This is a genomic window from Stenotrophomonas sp. K-6 (assembly GCF_056861555.1).
This window is the reverse complement of the sequence record NZ_JBSPUC010000002.1, coordinates 359,683-378,260: the sequence shown is the minus strand read 5'-3', so window position 1 is coordinate 378,260 and position 18,578 is coordinate 359,683. Positions and strand designations below refer to the sequence as shown.

The following is an 18,578-nucleotide window of genomic DNA, read 5'->3' as shown; positions in this document are numbered from 1 at the left end:
CGCGCAACGAATGAGAAGGGAGCACTGAATGCGTTACATGAGCGTACTGAGCGTGCCGCTGCTGGCATTGCTGGCGTCACCGGCGATGGCCCAGAGCCACCGCGTGCTGGACAACGGTGTGGTGGTGGTGCCGGCCCAGGCCGGCGCGGCCCAGGTCCGGCTGGAGCTGGTGGACGACAACATCGTGCGGGTCAGCGCCGACCCCGACGGCGACTTCACGCGCACGCCGAGCCTGATGCGCGTCCCCGTGCAGGGCAAACCGCGCTTCACGGTGGAGCAGGGCGGTGGCAGCGTGCGCCTGGTCGCGGCCGGCATCAGCGCCGATGTTTCCGAAGCCGATGGACACGTGAGCTTCCGTGACGCGCAAGGCAAGCCGCTGCTGGCCGAGCGCGCCGGTGGCCGCAGCTTCAGCCCGCTCACCGTGGAGGGCAAGGCGTACTACAGCGTGCGCCAGCGCTTCGAGTCGCCCAGCGATGAGGCGATCTACGGGTTCGGGCAGCATCAGCAGGGCTGGATGAACCAGAAGGGCCGCGACGTCGAGCTGCTCCAGGGCAACATCGACATGGCGGTGCCGTTCATCGTCTCCAGCCGCAATTACGGTCTGCTCTGGGACAACAACGCGATCACCCGCCTGGGCGACCCGCGCGGGCTGCAGCCGCTGCAGGCCTCGCTGCAGGTGTTCGACGCCAAGGGCAAGGCCGGCGCGTTGACCGCCCGCTACATCGTCGATGGCAAGACCCGCGTCGAGCGCCGCGAGCCGGAGGTGAACTACCAGTACATCAAGGATCTCACCGCATTCCCGGCCAAGGGCAAAAACGGCGCTGAGGGTGGGCGCTCGCAGGTGGTCTGGGAAGGCGCGATCGAGGCGAAGACCGCCGGTCGCCATACCTTCTCCCTGTACGGCAGCGAATACATCAAGCTGTACGTGGACGGCAAGCTGGTGATCGACCGCTGGCGCCAGAACTGGAACCCGTGGCATCACGAATTCGCGCTGGAGCTGACGCCCGGTAGCCGCCACCAGATCAAGGTCGAGTGGGACCTGATCGACCCCAGCTACATCGCGCTGCTGCACCGTGATCCGCTGCCGCAGGCCGAAGCCGCCGATCTCTCGCTGTGGTCCGAAGCCGGGCAGATGGTGGACTACTACGTGGTCGCCGGGGGCAATGCCGATCAGGTGATCGCCGGCTATCGCGAACTGACCGGCAAGGCGGTGATGCTGCCCAAGTGGGCCTACGGTTTCTGGCAGAGCCGCGAGCGTTACAAGAGCCAGGATGAACTGCTCGGCGTACTGGACGAGTACCGTCGCCGCAAGCTGCCGATCGACAACATCGTGCTGGACTGGTCCTACTGGCCCGAAGATGCGTGGGGCTCGCATGACTTCGATCCCACCCACTTCCCCGATCCGGATGGCATGGTCAAGCACATCCATGACCAGCACGCGCAGGTCATGATTTCGGTATGGCCGAAGTTCTACCCGACCACGGCCAACTACAAGGAACTGGACGCGGCCGGCTTCATGTACCAGCGCAACGTCGAGGTGGGCGAGCTGGACTGGATCGGCAAGGGCTACAAGAACTCGTTCTACGATCCCTACGCGGCAAAAGCGCAGCAGATCTACTGGCGCCAGATCAACGAGAAGTTGAACAGCAAGGGCTTCGATGCCTGGTGGATGGACGCCGACGAGCCGGACGTGCACTCCAACCTGGACATCGGCGAGCGCAAGGCACGTACCACGCCGACCGCGCTGGGCCCGTCCACCGAGTTCTTCAATTCCTATCCGCTGCCGCACACCCAGGGGGTGTACGAGGGGGATCGCGCGGCCGATGGCCAGCGTGTCTTCATCCTCTCGCGCAAAGGCTATGCCGGCACGCAGCGTAATGCGGTGGCGGTGTGGAGCGGCGACATCGTGTCGCGTTGGGATGACATGCTCGAGCAGATCTCGGCCGGTGTGAACACGGCCATGTCCGGTCTGCCGAACTGGACCTTCGACATCGGCGGCTTCTCCACCGAGAAGCGCTACTCGGAAGAAGATCCGGCGCACCTGCCGGAGTGGCGTGAACTCAACACCCGCTGGTTCCAGTTCGGTGCGTTCGTGCCGCTGTTCCGCTCGCACGGCCAGTACCCGTTCCGCGAGATCTGGAACATCGCCCCGGAAGGCACGCCGTACTACGACAGCATGGTGTACTACAGCCGCCTGCGTTACACGCTGCTGCCCTACATCTACACCCTGGCCGCCGACACCTGGCACCACGACGGCAGCATCATGCGCGGCCTGCCGATGGATTTCCCGTCCGATCCGGCGGTCCGTGACATCAACGACCAGTACCTGTTCGGGCCCTCGCTGCTGGTCGCCCCGGTCACCACCTTTGGCGCCACCACGCGCAAGGTCTACCTGCCGGCCGGGACCACCTGGCTGGATTACTACACCGGCCAGCGCCTGCAGGGCGGCCAGACCATCGATGCCGCCGCGCCACTGGAACGCATCCCGCTGTACGTGCGTGCCGGCGCGATCCTTCCGACCGGGCCGGTCCAGCAGTACGTGGACGAACAGCCGGATGCGCCGCTGACCGTGGTGGTCTACACCGGCGCGGACGGTGCGTTCTCGCTGTACGAGGACGACGGCCGCAGCTATGGCTATGAGAAGGGGCAGTTCAGCCGCATCCCGCTGCAGTGGAACCAGGCCACGCGGGAACTGCGCATTGGCAAGCGCGAAGGCCAGTGGAAAGGCATGCAGGCGCAGCGCACGATCCAGGTCCGCTTCGTGGAAGGACCGCGTGCCGATGCCGGCGCGCTGGCCCCGGCCATCGACCAGACCGTGCGCTACGACGGCAAGGCGGTAGTCGTGCCGCAGCGCAAGATGGCAGCCGCGCGCTGATCGCCTAGGATGAAGATGACTACCGGTGGACATTTCGCCTTGGAGGGCGTTGACGTGGCAGCAGGCAGCACAGGCAGGCCAATGCAGCGCAGGGGATTGCCGTGGAGCTGAGCCGTCGCGGGCTGTTCAAGGCACTTGGGGCGGGGCTGACCCTGTCCGCCACCGGGTGGTCGTCGCAGGCCGGTGCCGTGCCAGCGGCTGCAGGGCGGAGCGACGCCGCCGCGGCGCCGGGGGACGCCCTGCAGCTCTGGTACCGTGCGCCGGCCACCGAGTGGGTACAGGCCCTGCCGACCGGCAACGGCCGGTTGGGCGCGATGGTCTGGGGCGGGGTCGCGCATGAGCGGATCGGCCTCAACGAAGACACGCTTTATGCCGGTGGTCCTTACGATGCGACCAGCCCGGACGCGCTGGCGGCGCTGCCACAGGTGCGCGCGCTGATCTTCGCCGGACGCTACGCCGAGGCCGAAGCACTGGCCGACGCCAAGCTGCTGTCGCGGCCGGCCAAGCAGATGCCGTACCAGCCGCTGGCTGATCTGCTGCTGGATTTCGACCGTGCCGATCACATCGACGGGTATCGCCGGTCATTGGATCTGGACACGGCGGTGGCGACCACGCAATTCCGCAGCGGCGGCGCCTGGCACCGCCGCGAGGTGTTCGTGTCCGAACCGGACCAGTGCATCGTGGTGCGGCTCAGTGCCGACCTGCCGGGGCGGATTTCGCTGCGGCTGGGCGTGGACAGCCCGCAGGCAGGCGACGTGCAGGTGGATGAGGCAGGGCTGTTGTTCCAGGGGCGCAACGCGGGCTTTGCCGGTATCGAAGGCAAGCTCCGCTTCGCGCTGCGGGTGCAGCCGCGTCTGCGCGGCGGCACGCTGCGGGTGGCGCGTGATCGCCTGCATGTGGAAGGTGCCGATGAGCTGGTGCTGGTGTTGACGGCCGCCACCAGTTTCCGCCGCTTCGATGATGTCAGTGGTGATCCGCAGGCGCTTACCGCTGCGTACCAGCTGCAGGCCGGTGCCCACGATTATCCGGCGCTGCTGGCGCGCCATCTGGGCGCGCACCAGGCGCTCTTCCGTCGTGTGTCGATCGATCTGGGCAGCACGCCAGCCGCGCAGCTGCCCACCGATCAACGCGTGCAGGCGTTCGCCAGCGGCAACGATCCGGCGCTGGCGGCCCTGTATCACCAGTACGGGCGCTACCTGTTGATCTGCAGTTCGCGGCCCGGCTCGCAGCCGGCCAACCTGCAGGGCGTGTGGAACGACCTCATGGCCCCGCCGTGGGAGAGCAAGTACACGATCAACATCAATACCGAGATGAACTACTGGCCCAGCGAGGCCAATGCGCTGCACGAATGCGTGCAGCCGCTGGAAGACATGCTGTTCGATCTGGCCCGTACGGGCGCGGTCACCGCACGGCGGATCTACGATGCACCGGGTTGGGTGGTGCACAACAACACGGATCTGTGGCGTCAGGCCGGCCCGATCGACGGCGCGCAGTGGAGCCTGTGGCCGATGGGCGGTGTCTGGCTGCTGCAGCAGCTGTGGGACCGCTGGGACTATGGCCGCGATCCGGCGTATCTGCGCCGTATCCATCCGCTGTTCAAGGGTGCGGCCGAGTTTTTCGTGGCCACCCTGCAGCGCGACCCGAGCACCGGCGCGATGGTCACCAACCCCTCGATCTCGCCGGAGAACCAGCACCCGTTCGGTGCGGCGGTGTGCGCCGGGCCGGCGATGGACGCGCAGCTGCTGCGCGATCTGTTCGCGCAGTGCATCCAGATCAGCGCGGCGCTTGGCGTCGATACGGCCTTCGCCGCGCAGCTGAAGACGCTGCGCGGGCAACTGCCACCGGACCGGATCGGCAAGGCCGGGCAGTTGCAGGAGTGGCAGCAGGACTGGGACATGGAGGCGCCGGAAATGCACCACCGGCACGTCTCCCATCTGTATGCGCTGCACCCCTCCAGCCAGATCAACCTCCGAGATACTCCCGCACTGGCGGCAGCCGCCAAACGTTCGCTGCAGATACGCGGTGATGACGCCACCGGCTGGGGTATCGGCTGGCGCCTGAACCTGTGGGCACGGCTGGGCGATGGTGAGCACGCGCTGCAGATCCTGAAGATGCTGCTCTCGCCCGAGCGCACGTATCCGAACCTGTTCGACGCGCATCCGCCGTTCCAGATCGATGGCAACTTCGGCGGCACCGCCGGCATCACCGAGATGCTGCTGCAGAGCTGGGGCGGGTCGATCTTCCTGTTGCCGGCGTTGCCATCGGCCTGGCCTGACGGCGAGGTACGCGGCCTGCGCGTACGCAATGCCGCCGGCGTGGACCTGCAATGGCGCGATGGCCAGCTGCACTCGGCCCTGCTGCGCAGTGAGCGCGGGGGCACCTATCAACTCGTGCATGGCGAGAGCACGCTGACCGTGGCGCTGCGCGCCGGTGGTCAGCAGCGCATCGGCCTGCGCGGCAATCAACTGGTGAAGCAATGAGTCTGTACGTAGGGCTGGATGTCGGGACGCAAAGCGTCAAGCTGCTGGCCTATGACCCGTCGCTCGGCGAGGTAGTGGCCACGATCGCCCGGCCGATGCAGTTGGTCAGCCACGACGATGGCACCCGGGAGCAGGAGGCGCAGTGGTGGATCGATGGCATCGTCGCCTGCTTCGCCGAACTGGGCCCGGCGCTGCGCGGCCGCATCCGTGCGATCGGCGTCTCCGGCCAGCAGCACGGTTTCGTGCCGATCAACGCGCGCGGGGAGGTGATCGCACCGGTGAAACTGTGGTGCGATACCAGCACCGCCGCCGACTGTGCGCCGATCATGGCCGCGGTGGGGGGCGCTGCCGCCTGCATCGCACTGGCCGGCAATCCGATCCTTGCCGGCTACACCGCCTCCAAACTGCCGTGGACGCGCCGCCATCGCGCGCAGGCGTATGCAGAACTGGACGGCATCCTGCTGCCGCATGACTACATCAACTTCTGGCTGACCGGGCAGCGCTACGCCGAGTACGGCGATGCCTCCGGCACCGGCTGGCTGGACGTGCGCAACCGCTGTTGGTCGCGCGAGCTGCTGCAGGCGATCGACCCGGAGCGCGATCTGTCCGCGCTGCTGCCGCCGCTGGTGCCGCTGGAATCCACCTTCACGCTGCATCCGCGGATCGCCGCGCTGCTGGACCTGCCGGCCGACGTACAGGTCTCCACCGGCGGCGGCGACAACATGATGGCCGCGCTGGGCACCGGCAACGTGGCCGCGGGGCGGTTGACCATGAGCCTGGGTACGTCCGGCACGCTGTTCGCGTATGCCGATCACCCGGTGGTGGACGACGACGGCCGCTGGGCCGCGTTCTGTTCCTCCAGTGGCGGCTGGCTGCCGCTGATCTGCACGATGAACTGCACCGTCGCCACCGAGCGCATGGCCGCACTGTTCAACATCCCGCGCGGCGGTGGCGAGGCGCTGATGGCGCAGACCGGGCCAGGCGCGGGCGGCCTGGTGATGCTGCCGTACTTCAATGGCGAACGGACCCCGGACCTGCCCGACGCGCGTGCCTGCCTGCATGGCATGGACCTGCACAACACCACCCCGGCGCACTTCTATCGGGCCGCGATGGAAGGCGCCACGTACAGCCTGCGCAACGGCTACGACGCCTTCACCAGCGCCGGCCTGTCGTTCGACACCGTGCTGCTCACCGGCGGCGGAAGCAACAGTGCCGCGTGGCGGCAATTGATCGCCGACGTCTTCGATCTGCCGGTCAAGGTGCCCACCCAGGCCGAAGGCGCGGCATTCGGCGCGGCCCTGCAGGCGCTTTGGGCTGCGCAGCGCGGGCAGGGCGGCGAACCGAGCCTGGCGGCGACGGTCGATGCGCACGTGCGCTTCGACGACGCGCTGTCGGCCACACCCGATCCCCGCACTGTGCCGCGCTACGCAGAACAGTACCGGCGTTTCCTCCACCATCTTTCCGAGGTCGGTCCGCTGCTGCGTACCGACCCGTCACCACCGCAAGGATCCGAGCAATGAGCACCTCCGTCTACATCGGCGCACAGGAATACTTCCCCGGCATCGGCCGCATCCCGTTCGAGGGACGCGACTCGGACAATCCGCTGGCCTACAAGGTCTATGACGCGGACAAGCGCGTCGGCGGCAAGACCATGGCCGAGCACCTGCGCTTCGCCGTGGCTTACTGGCACAGTTTCTGCGCGACCGGCCACGATCCGTTCGGCCCGGGCACCCGGGTGTACCCGTGGGATGCCGGCGACACGCCGCTGGCGCGTGCCGAGGCCAAGGCCGATGCCGCGTTCGAGTTCATCACCAAGCTGGGCGTGCCGTACTACTGCTTCCATGACATCGATCTCGCGCCGGACGCCGACGACATCGCCGAGTACGAGGCCAATCTGCAGCACATGGTCGGCATCGCTGGCGAGCGCCAGAAGGCCACCGGGGTCAAGCTGCTGTGGGGTACCGCCAACCTGTTCTCGCACCCGCGCTACATGAACGGTGCTTCGACCAACCCGGACTTCGCCGTGGTCGCCCGCGCCGCGGTGCAGGTCAAGGCCGCGCTGGAGGCCACCGTGGCCCTGGGCGGCGAAAACTACGTGTTCTGGGGTGGCCGCGAGGGCTATGCCTGCCTGTACAACACCGACATGAAGCGCGAGAAGGACAACATGGCGCGCTTCCTCACACTGGCCCGCGATCATGGGCGCAGCATCGGCTTCAAGGGCAACTTCCTGATCGAGCCCAAGCCGATGGAGCCGATGAACCACCAGTACGATTTCGACAGCGCCACCGTGGTCGGCTTCCTGCGTGAGCACGGCCTGGACAAGGACTTCAAGCTCAACATCGAAGCCAACCACGCCACGCTGTCCGGGCACACCTTTGCCCATGACCTGCAGGTGGCGTCCGATGCCGGCCTGCTCGGCAGCATCGATGCCAACCGCGGCAACCCGCAGAACGGCTGGGATACCGATCAGTTCCCGACCGATCTGTACGACACGGTCGGGGCGATGCTGGTCGTGCTGCGCCAGGGCGGCCTGGCCCCGGGCGGCTTCAACTTCGATGCCAAGGTGCGCCGCGAGTCGTCCGCGCCGGAAGACCTGTTCGAGGCCCATATCGGTGGCATGGATGCGTTCGCGCGCGGCCTGGAAGTGGCCCACGCCCTGATCGAGTCCTCGCCGCTGGAAGGCTGGCGCCAGGAGCGCTATGCCAGCTTCAGCAGTGGCGCCGGTGCCGAGTTCGCCGCCGGCCGCAGCAGCCTGGATGCCCTGCGCAGCCTGGCCCTTGCCCAGGGCGAGCCGCAGCAGCGCAGCGGCCGCCAGGAAAGGTATGAGAACCTGATCAACCAGTACCTGCTGCGCTGATCCGCAGCTTCCCTTCAACCCAGGGGTTCCCATGTCCAGTGCTTCGCTCAGCAGTACCCGCGCCGGCAGCGGCGAGAACACCGGCTTCATCGTCCTGATCAGCTGTGTGGCCACCATCGGTGGCTTCCTGTTCGGCTTCGACAGCGGCGTGATCAACGGCACCGTCGACGGCTTGAAGGACACCTTCCAGTCCAGTTCGGCCGGGATCGGCTTCGAGGTCGCCTCGATGCTGCTTGGCTGCGCGATCGGTGCGTTCTTCGCCGGCCGCCTCGGCGACCGGCTCGGCCGTCGCGGCGTGCTGATCATCGCCGCGGTGATGTTCCTGTTCTCCGCGTTGGGGGCAGGGGCGGCACACAGCTCCACGGTGTTCATCATCGCCCGGGTGATCGGTGGCTTCGCGGTCGGTGCGGCCAGCGTGATGTCGCCGGCCTACATCGCCGAGGTGGCCTCGGCCCGCTACCGCGGCCGGCTGGCGACGGTGCAGCAGATCGCGATCATCAGCGGCCTGTTCTGCGCCTTCCTCAGCAACTATCTGCTGGCCAAGGCGGCCGGTGCCTCCACCCAGGAGCTGTGGCTGGGGCAGGCGGCATGGCGCTGGATGTTCTGGATGCAGGCCATTCCCTCGCTGCTGTTCCTGTGCCTGCTGCTGGTGATTCCGGAGAGCCCGCGCTTCCTGGTGGTCAAAGGGCGCCGTGACCAGGCCCTGGCGGTACTGACCCGTCTGTACGGACCGGCCGAGGCGCAGGCCAAGATCACCGAGATCGAAGGCTCGCTGTCCCAGGACCAGCACCGCCCGACCTTCTCGGACCTGATCAGCAAGACCACCGGCAAGCTGCGCCCGATCGTCTGGATCGGCATCGGCCTGGCGGTGTTCCAGCAGCTGGTCGGCATCAACGTCGTCTTCTACTACGGCGCGGTGCTGTGGCAGGCGGTCGGCTTCTCGGAGAACGATGCGCTGCTGATCAATGTGCTGTCCGGTGCGCTGAGCATCGGTGCGTGCCTGATCACGGTGGTGCTGATCGACCGCATCGGCCGCAAGCCACTGCTGTGGGTCGGCTCGGTCGGCATGGCGGTCTCGCTGGCCCTGGTCACCATCGCCTTTGCCAGCGGCTCGCTGGATACCGCAGGCAAGCTTCAGCTCACCGACAACATGGGCGTGCTGGCGCTGGTGGCGGCCAACGTATACGTGATCTTCTTCAACATGTCCTGGGGCCCGGTGATGTGGGTGATGCTGGGCGAGATGTTCCCCAACCAGATCCGCGGCTCGGGGCTGGCGGTGGCCGGCGCGGCGCAGTGGACCTCCAACTTCGCCATCACCGTGTCCTTCCCGATCCTGCTGGGCAGCATCGGCCTGGCCGGGGCGTATGGCATCTATACGGTCGCGGCAGTGATCTCGGTGTTCTTCGTGCTGCGCTTCGTCAAGGAGACCAAGGGCAAGGAACTGGAGCAGATGGAGGGCTGAGCCGCTTCCGACGGCCCTCCACGCAGGGCAGGGGCCGGGTCGGGGAGCTGTGCTCTCCGGTCCGGGCCTGGCAGGGCAGGCGCCGCACGCCTGGGCCCTGAACGCAAAAACCCCGCCGTGGCGGGGTTTTTGGCTTTCTGCGCCGCGACTGGTGCTCCCTAGGGGACTCGAACCCCTGTTTTAGCCTTGAGAGGGCCACGTCCTAACCTCTAGACGAAGGGAGCAGACTTTGTCGCGAACTGCGCAGCGCGCTAGTATATGGACCTAGATGCCATTGGGCAATCCCGAAAACTCAACCGGAAGCGCCAACATCAATTCCTCTGCTACATCACCGTTCAGCCTGCGCGTGATCCCGCGCGATCAGCACAACATCTCCCGCAAGGACATCAGCCCCAACGCCCTGCGCGTTCTGTACCGGCTGCGTGATTCCGGGTTTGCCGGTTACCTGGTCGGCGGCGCCGTCCGCGATCTGCTGGTGAACGGGCACCCCAAGGATTTCGACGTCGCCACCGACGCGACGCCCGAGCAGGTCAAGCAGTTGTTCCGCAACTGCCGGCTGATCGGCCGCCGCTTCCGCCTGGCGCACGTGGTGTTCGGCCGCGAGATCATCGAGGTCGCCACCTTCCGCGCCAACATCGACGATGGCAGCGGCGACCGTGAGATGGAAAACGGCATGCTCGTGCGCGACAACGTGTACGGCAGCATCGAAGACGACGCGATCCGCCGCGACTTCACCTGCAACGCCCTGTACTACGCGATCGAGGATTTCTCGGTCCGCGATTACACCGGTGGCTTTGAGGATGTGCAGGCGCGCCTGATGAAGCTGATCGGTGAACCCGAGCAGCGCTACCGCGAAGACCCGGTGCGCATGCTGCGCGCGGTCCGCCTGGCGGCCAAGCTGGGCTTCCAGATCGAAGAGGCCACCGCCGAACCGCTGCCGCGCCTGGCCAATCTGCTGGCCGAGGCTGCCCCGGCGCGCCTGTTCGAGGAAGTGCTCAAGCTGTTCCTGTCCGGGCACGGCGTGGCCAGCTTCGAGGGCCTGGAGCGCTATGGCCTGCTCGACGTCATGTTCCCGGAAAGCGCCGCCGCCCTGCGCAGCAACCGCAGTGGCGCGTTGCGCCGCATGGTCATCGAAGGCCTGCACAACACCGATCTGCGCGTGGCCAATGACGAGCCGGTGTCGCCGTCGTTCCTGTTCGCGCTGCTGCTGTGGCCGGCCTTCTGCCGCGCCCTGGCCAGCCTGCAGAAGCAGGGCGTGGCACTGGAAGAGGCGCAGCGCCGCGCCGCGGACCGCGTGACCCTGCACCAGTTGAGCACGATCGCCCTGCCGCGCCGCTTCTCGCTGCCGATGCAGGAAATCTGGCTGTTGCAGGGCCGCTTCAGCTCGCGCCAGCGCAAGCGCGTGATCCGGACCCTGACCCATCCGCGCTTCCGCGCTGCCTACGACTTCCTGGTCCTGCGCCAGGTCGCCTCCAGCGAGCATGAAGCCGACGTGGCGTTCTGGCGCGAGGCCCAGCTGCAGTCCGGCACGGAGCTGGATTCGGCGCTGGATGCCGCCCAGGCCGACGGTGAGGGCGAAGACGGTGCACCGCGCAAGCGTCGCCGCCGCCGCCGTCGTCCCGGTGGAGTGGCAGGCGAGTAAGCCGTGACCCTGGCCTGTATCGGATTGGGCGCCAATCTCGGGGACGCCGCGCAGACCCTGCGTGAGGCGTTCCAGGCACTGGGGTCCCTGCCGCAGACCACGCTGCGGGCGCGCTCGCAGCTGTACAGCACGCCGGCCTGGGGCAACGAAGACCAGCCGGCGTTCGTCAACGCCGCCGCCGTGCTGGATACCGCGCTGCCGGGGCCGGTGCTGTTGGACGCCTTGCTGGAGATCGAGCGCCGCTTCGGCCGCGTACGCGATCCGGCCGTGCATTGGGGCCCGCGTGCACTGGATCTGGACGTGCTGCTGTATGGCGAAGACGTCATTGACCTGCCGCAGCTGCAGGTGCCGCACCCGTATCTGCACGCGCGCGCGTTCGCCTTGCTGCCGCTGGCCGAGGTCGCGCCGGACGCCGTCATTCCCGGGCATGGCCGCGTGCGGGATGCTGTGATGCGGGTCGAGGCCTGCGGGATTTCCTCAATAGGAGGATAATGCCGGGCTTATCGCTACCGGTTATCAGTTCATGAGCACCCACGCAGACAGCAAGCCCTGGACCGTCCCCGCACTGGCGGAGGCCAAGCGCAACGGGCAGAAGCTGGTGATGTTGACCGCCTACGATGCCGGCTTTGCCCGCAGCTTCGATGCCAACGGCGTGGACCTGATCCTGATCGGCGACTCGCTGGGCATGGTGGTGCAGGGGCACGATTCGACCCTGCCGGTGACCACCGACGACATGGTCTATCACACCCGCGCCGTGGCCCGCGTGCTGGAGCGCGCGCTGCTGGTGGCCGACCTGCCGTTCGGCGCCGATGCCACCCCCGAGCGCGCGCTGGATGCCTCGCTGCGCCTGCTGCAGGCCGGCGCGGAGATGGTCAAGATCGAAGGTGCCGGCTTCAAGCTGGACATCATCCGTTATCTGGTCGAGCGCGAGATTCCGGTCTGCTCGCACCTGGGCCTGACCCCGCAGTCGGTGCTTCGCCTGGGCGGTTATCGCGTGCAGGGCCGTGGCGATGCAGCCCAGCAGCTGCGCGATGACGCCAAGGCCGTGGTGGCCGCTGGTGCCAGCCTGATCGTCCTGGAATGCGTGCCGACGCCCGTTGCCGGGCAGGTCACCGCAGAAGTGAGCGTGCCCACCATCGGTATCGGCGCCGGCCCGCAGTGCGATGGCCAGGTGCTGGTGCTGCATGATTTCCTCGGTCTGGACAGCGGCCATCGCCGTCCCAAGTTCGTCAAGGATTTCCTTGCCGAAGGCGGGTCGGTTGCCGGTGCGGTCCGTGCCTACGCCGACGCCGTGCGCGACGGCTCCTTCCCCGACGCAGAACACGCCTACGCCTCATGATCGATACCGTCACCGAACTGTCCCGCCTGCGCACTGTGGTCAACGGCTGGAAGCGGGAGGGGCTGCGCGTTGCGCTGGTCCCCACCATGGGCAACCTGCACGCCGGGCACTACTCGCTGGTCACGCTGGCGCGGCAGTACGCCGACCGCGTGGTCTCCAGCGTCTTCGTCAACCCGACCCAGTTCGGTCCGAACGAAGATTTCACCCGTTACCCGCGCACGCCCGAAGCCGACACCACCGGGCTGGAGCAGGCCGGCTGTGATGTGCTGTGGCTGCCCACCGTTGAATCGATGTACCCGTTCGGCGTGGAACTGGCGGCCAGCGTCAACGTGCCTGGCATCAGCGGGCTGCTCGAAGGCGCGCACCGCCCCGGCCATTTCGATGGCGTCTGCACCGTGGTCTCTCGCCTGTTCAACCAGGTCCAGCCGGACGTGGCGGCCTTCGGCAAGAAGGACTTCCAGCAGCTGGCGGTGATCCGCCAGATGGTGGAAGACCTGGCCTTCCCGATCCAGATCGTCGGCGGCGACATCGTGCGCGAAGACGACGGCCTGGCGATGAGCTCGCGCAACCAGTACCTCAACGCCGAGCAGCGCAGCGTCTCGACCACCATCCACCAGGTGCTGCTGGGCATGCGCGAAGGCTTCATCGCCGGCAAGACCCGCAGCCTGATCGAGGCCGAAGCGGCCGCCGCGCTGCAGGCCGCCGGCTTCCAGGTGGACTACGCCGTGGTTCGCCTGCCGGACCTGTCCGAGCCGGCCGATGCCAATGACGGCACCCGCGTGGCGCTGATCGCCGCGCGGATCGGCAACACCCGGTTGATCGACAACCTGGAGTTCTGAGGGCTGCGCCCCGCCGGGTAGCCACCCCATGGGTGGCTGCTGGGCGATGCCGGACATGCAGCCACCCATGGAGTGGCTCTATGCCGGGCCGGGCCGGACCAGGCCGTGACGATGCTGAACCGCTGGCAGTCCCCGGCGTGGGCGCGGGCGCCAGCCGCTGTCGTCCGCCCCCCGGGTGCTAGAATTTCCCTTTCCTTTACCGTTGTCCCGCTGCCATGCATCTGTCCCTGCTGAAGACCAAGATCCACCGCGCCACCGTCACGCATTCCGAGCTGAACTACGAAGGGTCCATCGCCATCGATGACAACCTGCTGGCCGCGACCGGCATCCGTGAGTTCGAACAGGTGCACATCTGGGACGTCACCAACGGTGCGCGCTTCTCGACCTATGCCATCCGCGCCGAAGCCGGCAGCGGCGTGGTCTCGCTCAACGGTGGCGCCGCCCGTCACGTGCAGGTCGGCGACATCATCATCATCGCCGCCTTCGCCAGCATGAGCGAAGAAGAAGCTGACAGCTTCAAGCCGAAGTTGGTATATGTGGACGGCAACAACCAGATTTCCCACACCAACGACACGATCCCGACCCAGGCCGCATGACACAGCACAACGGATTCGACCCGCTTCATTCCCATGCCCAGCGCCTGCGTGGCGCGAGCATCCCTTCGTTGATCGCCGCCGAACCAGGCCGCGCACAATCGCTGGGGCTGCGGGTCGGTCCGTTGTACGTCAATTTCGCGCGGCAGAAGTACGACCGCGCGGCCTTGGACGCACTGCTGGAACTGGCTGCCGAGCGCGATGTCGCCGGTGGTTTCCAGCGTCTGTTCCGTGGCGAAACGGTCAACGTGACCGAAGGCCGTGCGGCGCTGCACACCGCGCTGCGCGGTGACGCCAGCGGCGCGCCGGTGGCCGGTGAGGCCTTCGCCACCGCCGCGCAGGTGCGCCAGCAGATGGGCGAGCTGATCGCCGCGCTGGAAGCCACCCACATCACCGATATCGTCAGCGTCGGCATCGGCGGCTCGGACCTGGGGCCGCGTCTGGTGGCCGATGCGCTGCGTCCGGTCACCGGGGCGCGCTTCCGCGTGCATTTCGTGTCGAACGTGGACGGCGCCGCGATGCAGCGCACGCTCGCCACGCTGGACCCGGCCACCACGGCCGGCATCCTGATCTCCAAGACCTTCGGCACCCAGGAGACCCTGCTCAACGGGCAGATCCTGCACGACTGGCTGGGTGGCAGCGAGCGCCTGTATGCAGTCAGCGCCAACCCGGAGCGTGCGGCAAAAGCCTTCTCGATCGCCGCCGGCCGCGTGCTGCCGATGTGGGACTGGGTGGGCGGGCGCTACTCGCTGTGGTCGGCGGTCGGTTTCCCGATCGCGCTGGCGATCGGCTTCACGCGTTTCGAGCAGCTGCTCGAGGGCGCGGCGCAGATGGACGAACACGCCCTGACCGCACCCCTGGCGCAGAACCTGCCGGTCCTGCATGCACTGACCGATATCTGGAACCGCAACCTGCTCGGCCATGCCACGCATGCGGTGATGACCTATGACCAGCGGCTGGCGCTGCTGCCGGCCTACCTGCAGCAGCTGGTGATGGAAAGCCTGGGCAAGCGCGTGCAGCTCGATGGCAGCCCGGTCGCCAGCGACACCGTGCCGGTGTGGTGGGGCGGGGCGGGCACCGATGTGCAGCACAGTTTCTTCCAGGCGCTGCACCAGGGCACCAGCGTGATTCCGGCCGACTTCATCGGCTGCGTGCATAACGATGATCCCTACGTGGTCAACCACCAGGCGCTGATGGCCAACCTGCTGGCGCAGACCGAGGCGCTGGCCAATGGCCAGGGCAGCGAGGATCCCCATCGCGAGTATCCCGGTGGCCGCCCGAGCACCCTGATCCTGCTCGACGCGCTGACCCCGCAGTCGCTCGGTGCGCTGATCGCCATGTACGAACACGCCGTGTACGTGCAGTCGCTGATCTGGAACATCAACGCCTTCGACCAGTTTGGCGTGGAGCTGGGCAAGCAGCTGGCCAGCCAGTTGCTGCCCGCGCTGCAGGGCCAGGCGCATGCCATCACCGATCCGGTGACGCTGGAGCTGCTGGGCCGGCTCAAGGGCTGAGCATCGGCGCATGCTGTGCCATCACGAACCGCCGGCCTGTCCGGCGGTTCTGCGTTGTGGGGTCCGGGCCGCATCGCGTTCTGCGCAGTGCGCGCGGCCCGGGATACTGCGATGCAACACGGATCGCCGCGCCACTCGGCCCAGGTATGCCGTAAACCGCCGTGATTGCAGGGTGGGCCAGCAGTTTGGCTATAGCCCAATCCCATACCAGCCTGCGGCGACGGCATAGCCGCGCGGTGGATTGACAGCGTGACGCGCAACGCCAAAGGTAGGCCGTCATGGCGCGGGGAGTCGCGTCATCCGTCTGCTGCCTGTGCAATACCTGGGAGGGTACATGCCGTCGCTTTCGCTTCGTTCCAACCGGCGGTCGATCCGCCACGTCCTTGCGCTGGCCACCACGGCCACGGTGTTGCTGCTGGCCGGCTGCGGCGGTACGACACCTGCCACGACCGCGCAGGCACCGGCGCCGGCCGACAAGGCCGATGCCAACGCCATCCACCCGCAGGATTGGCCGGAAGTGACCTGGCCGCTGGCCGACGACCCGGCGCTGGAGAAGCGCATCGATGCGCTGATGGCGGGCATGAGCGTGGAGCAGAAAGTCGGGCAGACCGTGCAGGGCGATATCGCCAGCATGACCCCCGATGACGTGCGTCGGTATCACATCGGCTCGGTGCTGGCCGGTGGCAATTCCGATCCGGGCGGCAAGTACGATGCGCCGCCTTCGGCGTGGCTCGCGCTGGCCGATGCCTACTACGCGGCCTCGATGGATCCGGCCAGCGGCGGCCCCGGCATCCCGATCATCTTCGGCATCGATGCGGTGCACGGCCAGAGCAACATCGTCGGTGCCACGCTGTTCCCGCACAACATCGGCCTGGGCGCGACCCGCAATCCCGATCTGATGCGCCAGATCGGCCAGGTCACCGCCGTGGAAACGCGCACCACTGGCATGGAGTGGACCTTCGCGCCCACCGTGGCCGTGCCGCAGGACGATCGCTGGGGCCGCACGTATGAGGGCTATTCCGAATCACCCGAGGTGGTGGCCAGCTTCTCCGGCAAGGTGGTGGAAGGCCTGCAGGGTGTGCCTGGCCAGCCGGGCTTTCTCGACGGCCACCACGTGATCGCCTCGGTCAAGCATTACGCCGGCGACGGTGGCACCACGCACGGCAAGGACCAGGGCGACACCCAGGTCAGCGAAGCGGTCATGCGTGATGTGCACGCGGCTGGTTACCCGCCTGCGATCCAGGCCGGTGCGCAGACCGTGATGGCCTCGTTCAACAGCTTCAACGGTGTGTCCATGCACGGCCACAAGCCGATGCTGACCGATGTCCTGAAGGGGCGCATGCACTTCGGGGGCTTCGTGGTCGGCGACTGGAACGGCCACGGCAAGGTCGCTGGCTGCACCAACGACAACTGCCCGGCCTCGTTCAACGCCGGTGTGGACATGCTGATGGCGCCCGACAGCTGGAAGGGTATCTATGAAAGCAATGTCGCAGCGGTGAAGTCCGGTGTGATCAGCATGGAACGCCTGGATGAAGCGGTGCGCCGCATCCTGCGGGTCAAGCTGCGGCTGGGTCTGTTCGAGGCCGGCAAGCCGTCCACGCGCCCGCTCGGTGGCAAATTCGAGCTGCTCGGCGCGCCCGAACATCGCGCGATCGCGCGCCAGGCCGTACGCGAATCGCTGGTGCTGCTGAAGAACCAGGACGGCGTCCTGCCGCTGGCGCCGAAGCAGCGCGTGCTGGTCGCCGGTGACGGTGCCGATGATCTGGGCAAGCAGTCCGGTGGCTGGACCCTCAATTGGCAGGGCACCGGCACCAAGCGTGCGGACTACCCGAATGCGGACAGCATCTGGGACGGGGTCAAGCAGCAGGTCACCGCCGCCGGTGGTAGCGCCGAGCTGGCGATCGACGGCAAATACCGCACCAAGCCGGATGTGGCGGTGGTGGTGGTCGGCGAGAACCCGTATGCCGAGTTCCAGGGCGACATCGCCACACTGGCCTACAAGCCGGGCGATGACAGCGATCTGCAGCTGATCAAACGGCTCAAGAGTGAGGGCATCAAGGTCGTCACCGTGTTCCTCAGCGGCCGCCCCCTGTGGGTGAACCGCGAGATCAATGCGTCCGACGCGTTCGTGGCCGCCTGGCTGCCGGGCTCGGAAGGGGCCGGCATCGCCGATGTGCTGCTGCGCAAGCCAGACGGCAGTGTGCAGCACGACTTCAAGGGCACGCTCAGCTTCTCCTGGCCGCGCACCGCCGTGCAGTACCAGAACAATGTCGGCCAGAAAGACTACGACCCGCAGTTCGCCTTCGGCTTCGGCCTGCACTATGCCGACAACGGCAACCTCGCCGCGTTGCCGGAGGTCTCGGGCATCACCGGTGAGCAGGGCGATGCCGGTGTGTACTTCAACAAGGGCAAGCCGACCGCCGGGCTGGCGATGCGCCTGAGCGGGGTCAAGCAGTCGGAACTGCCGGCGGTGACGTTCCCGGCCGTGCTCAGCGATGCCAGCCTGAAAGTGTCCGCGGTCGATCACAAGGCGCAGGAAGATGCGCGTCGCCTGCAGTGGTCTGGCAGTGGCAAGGCGAACATGGCGCTGCTGTCCACGCGTCCGCTGGACCTCACCCGCGAGAGCAATGGCGATGTGCAGCTGCTGCTGACCGTGCGCCGCGCTGGCGCGATTGCCGGACCGGTGGGGCTGGCGATCGGCTGCGGCCAGGGCTGCGAGGGCAGGGTCGATCTGGCCCCCACGCTGGGCGGCATCGCCGAGGGCGAATGGCAGACGATCGGCGTGCCGTTGAAGTGCTTCGCGGCGGCCGGTGCGGACCTGTCGAAGATCGAGCGCCTGCCGGTGCTGGAGTCTTCCAATGCGCTGGACCTGTCGGTGTCGCGGATCGCGCTGGGCACCGGCAATGACGCCAAGACCGTGGTTGCCTGCGCGACCCGATGAAGCCACACGGGCCCTGCCGACGCGGCAGGGGCTGAT

Annotated in this window: 12 protein-coding genes and 1 tRNA gene; 12 read left to right on the top strand and 1 reads right to left on the bottom strand. The window is 67.4% G+C overall.

The genetic code is table 11. The features are described from left to right. Positions 1-28 precede the first annotated feature (28 nt). The 5 genes from AC13F7_RS07070 (at position 29) to AC13F7_RS07050 (ending at position 9,674) form a co-directional block, all read left to right on the top strand. Positions 29-2,875: a TIM-barrel domain-containing protein gene (locus tag AC13F7_RS07070; RefSeq protein WP_482999696.1), complete on the top strand. Its 2,847-nt coding sequence runs from the start codon at positions 29-31 to the stop codon at positions 2,873-2,875. A 101-nt stretch (positions 2,876-2,976) separates the two neighbouring features. Further along, positions 2,977-5,355, top strand: a complete 2,379-nt coding sequence (locus AC13F7_RS07065) for a glycoside hydrolase family 95 protein (protein WP_482999695.1) — start codon at positions 2,977-2,979, stop codon at positions 5,353-5,355. Next, the gene (gene xylB / locus AC13F7_RS07060; protein ID WP_482999694.1) at positions 5,352-6,875 is read left to right on the top strand and encodes a xylulokinase; all 1,524 of its coding nucleotides are present in this window, start codon (positions 5,352-5,354) and stop codon (positions 6,873-6,875) included. Before AC13F7_RS07065 ends, xylB begins: the two co-directional genes overlap by 4 nt. Next, on the top strand, positions 6,872-8,212 hold the full coding sequence (gene xylA / locus AC13F7_RS07055; RefSeq protein ID WP_482999693.1) for a xylose isomerase: 1,341 nt from the start codon (positions 6,872-6,874) through the stop codon (positions 8,210-8,212). The genes xylB and xylA overlap by 4 nt, the downstream gene beginning before the upstream one ends. Positions 8,213-8,243: 31 nt before the next feature. Next, a complete protein-coding gene (locus AC13F7_RS07050; RefSeq protein ID WP_482999692.1) occupies positions 8,244-9,674 on the top strand; it encodes a sugar porter family MFS transporter in 1,431 nt (476 codons plus the stop codon). Between the two features lie 149 nt (positions 9,675-9,823). On the opposite strand, the gene AC13F7_RS07045 is transcribed toward AC13F7_RS07050, so the two are convergent. Beyond that, positions 9,824-9,898 (bottom strand) — tRNA-Glu (locus AC13F7_RS07045). A 50-nt stretch (positions 9,899-9,948) separates the two neighbouring features. Between AC13F7_RS07045 and pcnB the strand changes: the two genes are divergently transcribed. From pcnB to AC13F7_RS07010, 7 genes are all read left to right on the top strand, one after another. Then, positions 9,949-11,316 carry a polynucleotide adenylyltransferase PcnB gene (gene pcnB, locus AC13F7_RS07040; protein WP_346470685.1) on the top strand — a complete coding sequence of 456 codons (1,368 nt, stop codon included), beginning with the start codon at positions 9,949-9,951 and terminating at the stop codon, positions 11,314-11,316. 3 nt (positions 11,317-11,319) lie between these two features. Next, positions 11,320-11,808, top strand: coding sequence for a 2-amino-4-hydroxy-6-hydroxymethyldihydropteridine diphosphokinase (folK, locus tag AC13F7_RS07035; protein ID WP_482999691.1), 489 nt, complete (start codon positions 11,320-11,322; stop codon positions 11,806-11,808). Positions 11,809-11,839: 31 nt separating this feature from the next. Next, positions 11,840-12,655, top strand: a complete 816-nt coding sequence (gene panB / locus AC13F7_RS07030; protein ID WP_482999690.1) for a 3-methyl-2-oxobutanoate hydroxymethyltransferase — start codon at positions 11,840-11,842, stop codon at positions 12,653-12,655. Next, positions 12,652-13,494, top strand: a complete 843-nt coding sequence (panC, locus tag AC13F7_RS07025) for a pantoate--beta-alanine ligase (protein ID WP_482999689.1) — start codon at positions 12,652-12,654, stop codon at positions 13,492-13,494. Before panB ends, panC begins: the two co-directional genes overlap by 4 nt. A gap of 215 nt (positions 13,495-13,709) precedes the next feature. After that, a complete protein-coding gene (panD, locus tag AC13F7_RS07020; RefSeq protein WP_482999688.1) occupies positions 13,710-14,090 on the top strand; it encodes an aspartate 1-decarboxylase in 381 nt (126 codons plus the stop codon). Beyond that, positions 14,087-15,601, top strand: coding sequence for a glucose-6-phosphate isomerase (gene pgi / locus AC13F7_RS07015; protein WP_353084317.1), 1,515 nt, complete (start codon positions 14,087-14,089; stop codon positions 15,599-15,601). Before panD ends, pgi begins: the two co-directional genes overlap by 4 nt. 334 nt (positions 15,602-15,935) lie before the next feature. Continuing rightward, positions 15,936-18,542: a glycoside hydrolase family 3 protein gene (locus AC13F7_RS07010; RefSeq protein WP_482999687.1), complete on the top strand. Its 2,607-nt coding sequence runs from the start codon at positions 15,936-15,938 to the stop codon at positions 18,540-18,542. The last annotated feature ends 36 nt before the right edge of the window (positions 18,543-18,578 follow it).

What these genes read in the sequence shown, in the direction of transcription:
- AC13F7_RS07070 (WP_482999696.1), top strand. Translation starts at nt 29, where the DNA reads ATGCGTTACATGAGCGTACTGAGCGTGCCGCTGCTGGCATTGCTGGCG.
- xylB (WP_482999694.1), top strand. Translation starts at nt 5,352, where the DNA reads ATGAGTCTGTACGTAGGGCTGGATGTCGGGACGCAAAGCGTCAAGCTG.
- xylA (WP_482999693.1), top strand. Translation starts at nt 6,872, where the DNA reads ATGAGCACCTCCGTCTACATCGGCGCACAGGAATACTTCCCCGGCATC.
- AC13F7_RS07050 (WP_482999692.1), top strand. Translation starts at nt 8,244, where the DNA reads ATGTCCAGTGCTTCGCTCAGCAGTACCCGCGCCGGCAGCGGCGAGAAC.
- panB (WP_482999690.1), top strand. Translation starts at nt 11,840, where the DNA reads ATGAGCACCCACGCAGACAGCAAGCCCTGGACCGTCCCCGCACTGGCG.
- panC (WP_482999689.1), top strand. Translation starts at nt 12,652, where the DNA reads ATGATCGATACCGTCACCGAACTGTCCCGCCTGCGCACTGTGGTCAAC.
- panD (WP_482999688.1), top strand. Translation starts at nt 13,710, where the DNA reads ATGCATCTGTCCCTGCTGAAGACCAAGATCCACCGCGCCACCGTCACG.
- pgi (WP_353084317.1), top strand. Translation starts at nt 14,087, where the DNA reads ATGACACAGCACAACGGATTCGACCCGCTTCATTCCCATGCCCAGCGC.
- AC13F7_RS07010 (WP_482999687.1), top strand. Translation starts at nt 15,936, where the DNA reads ATGCCGTCGCTTTCGCTTCGTTCCAACCGGCGGTCGATCCGCCACGTC.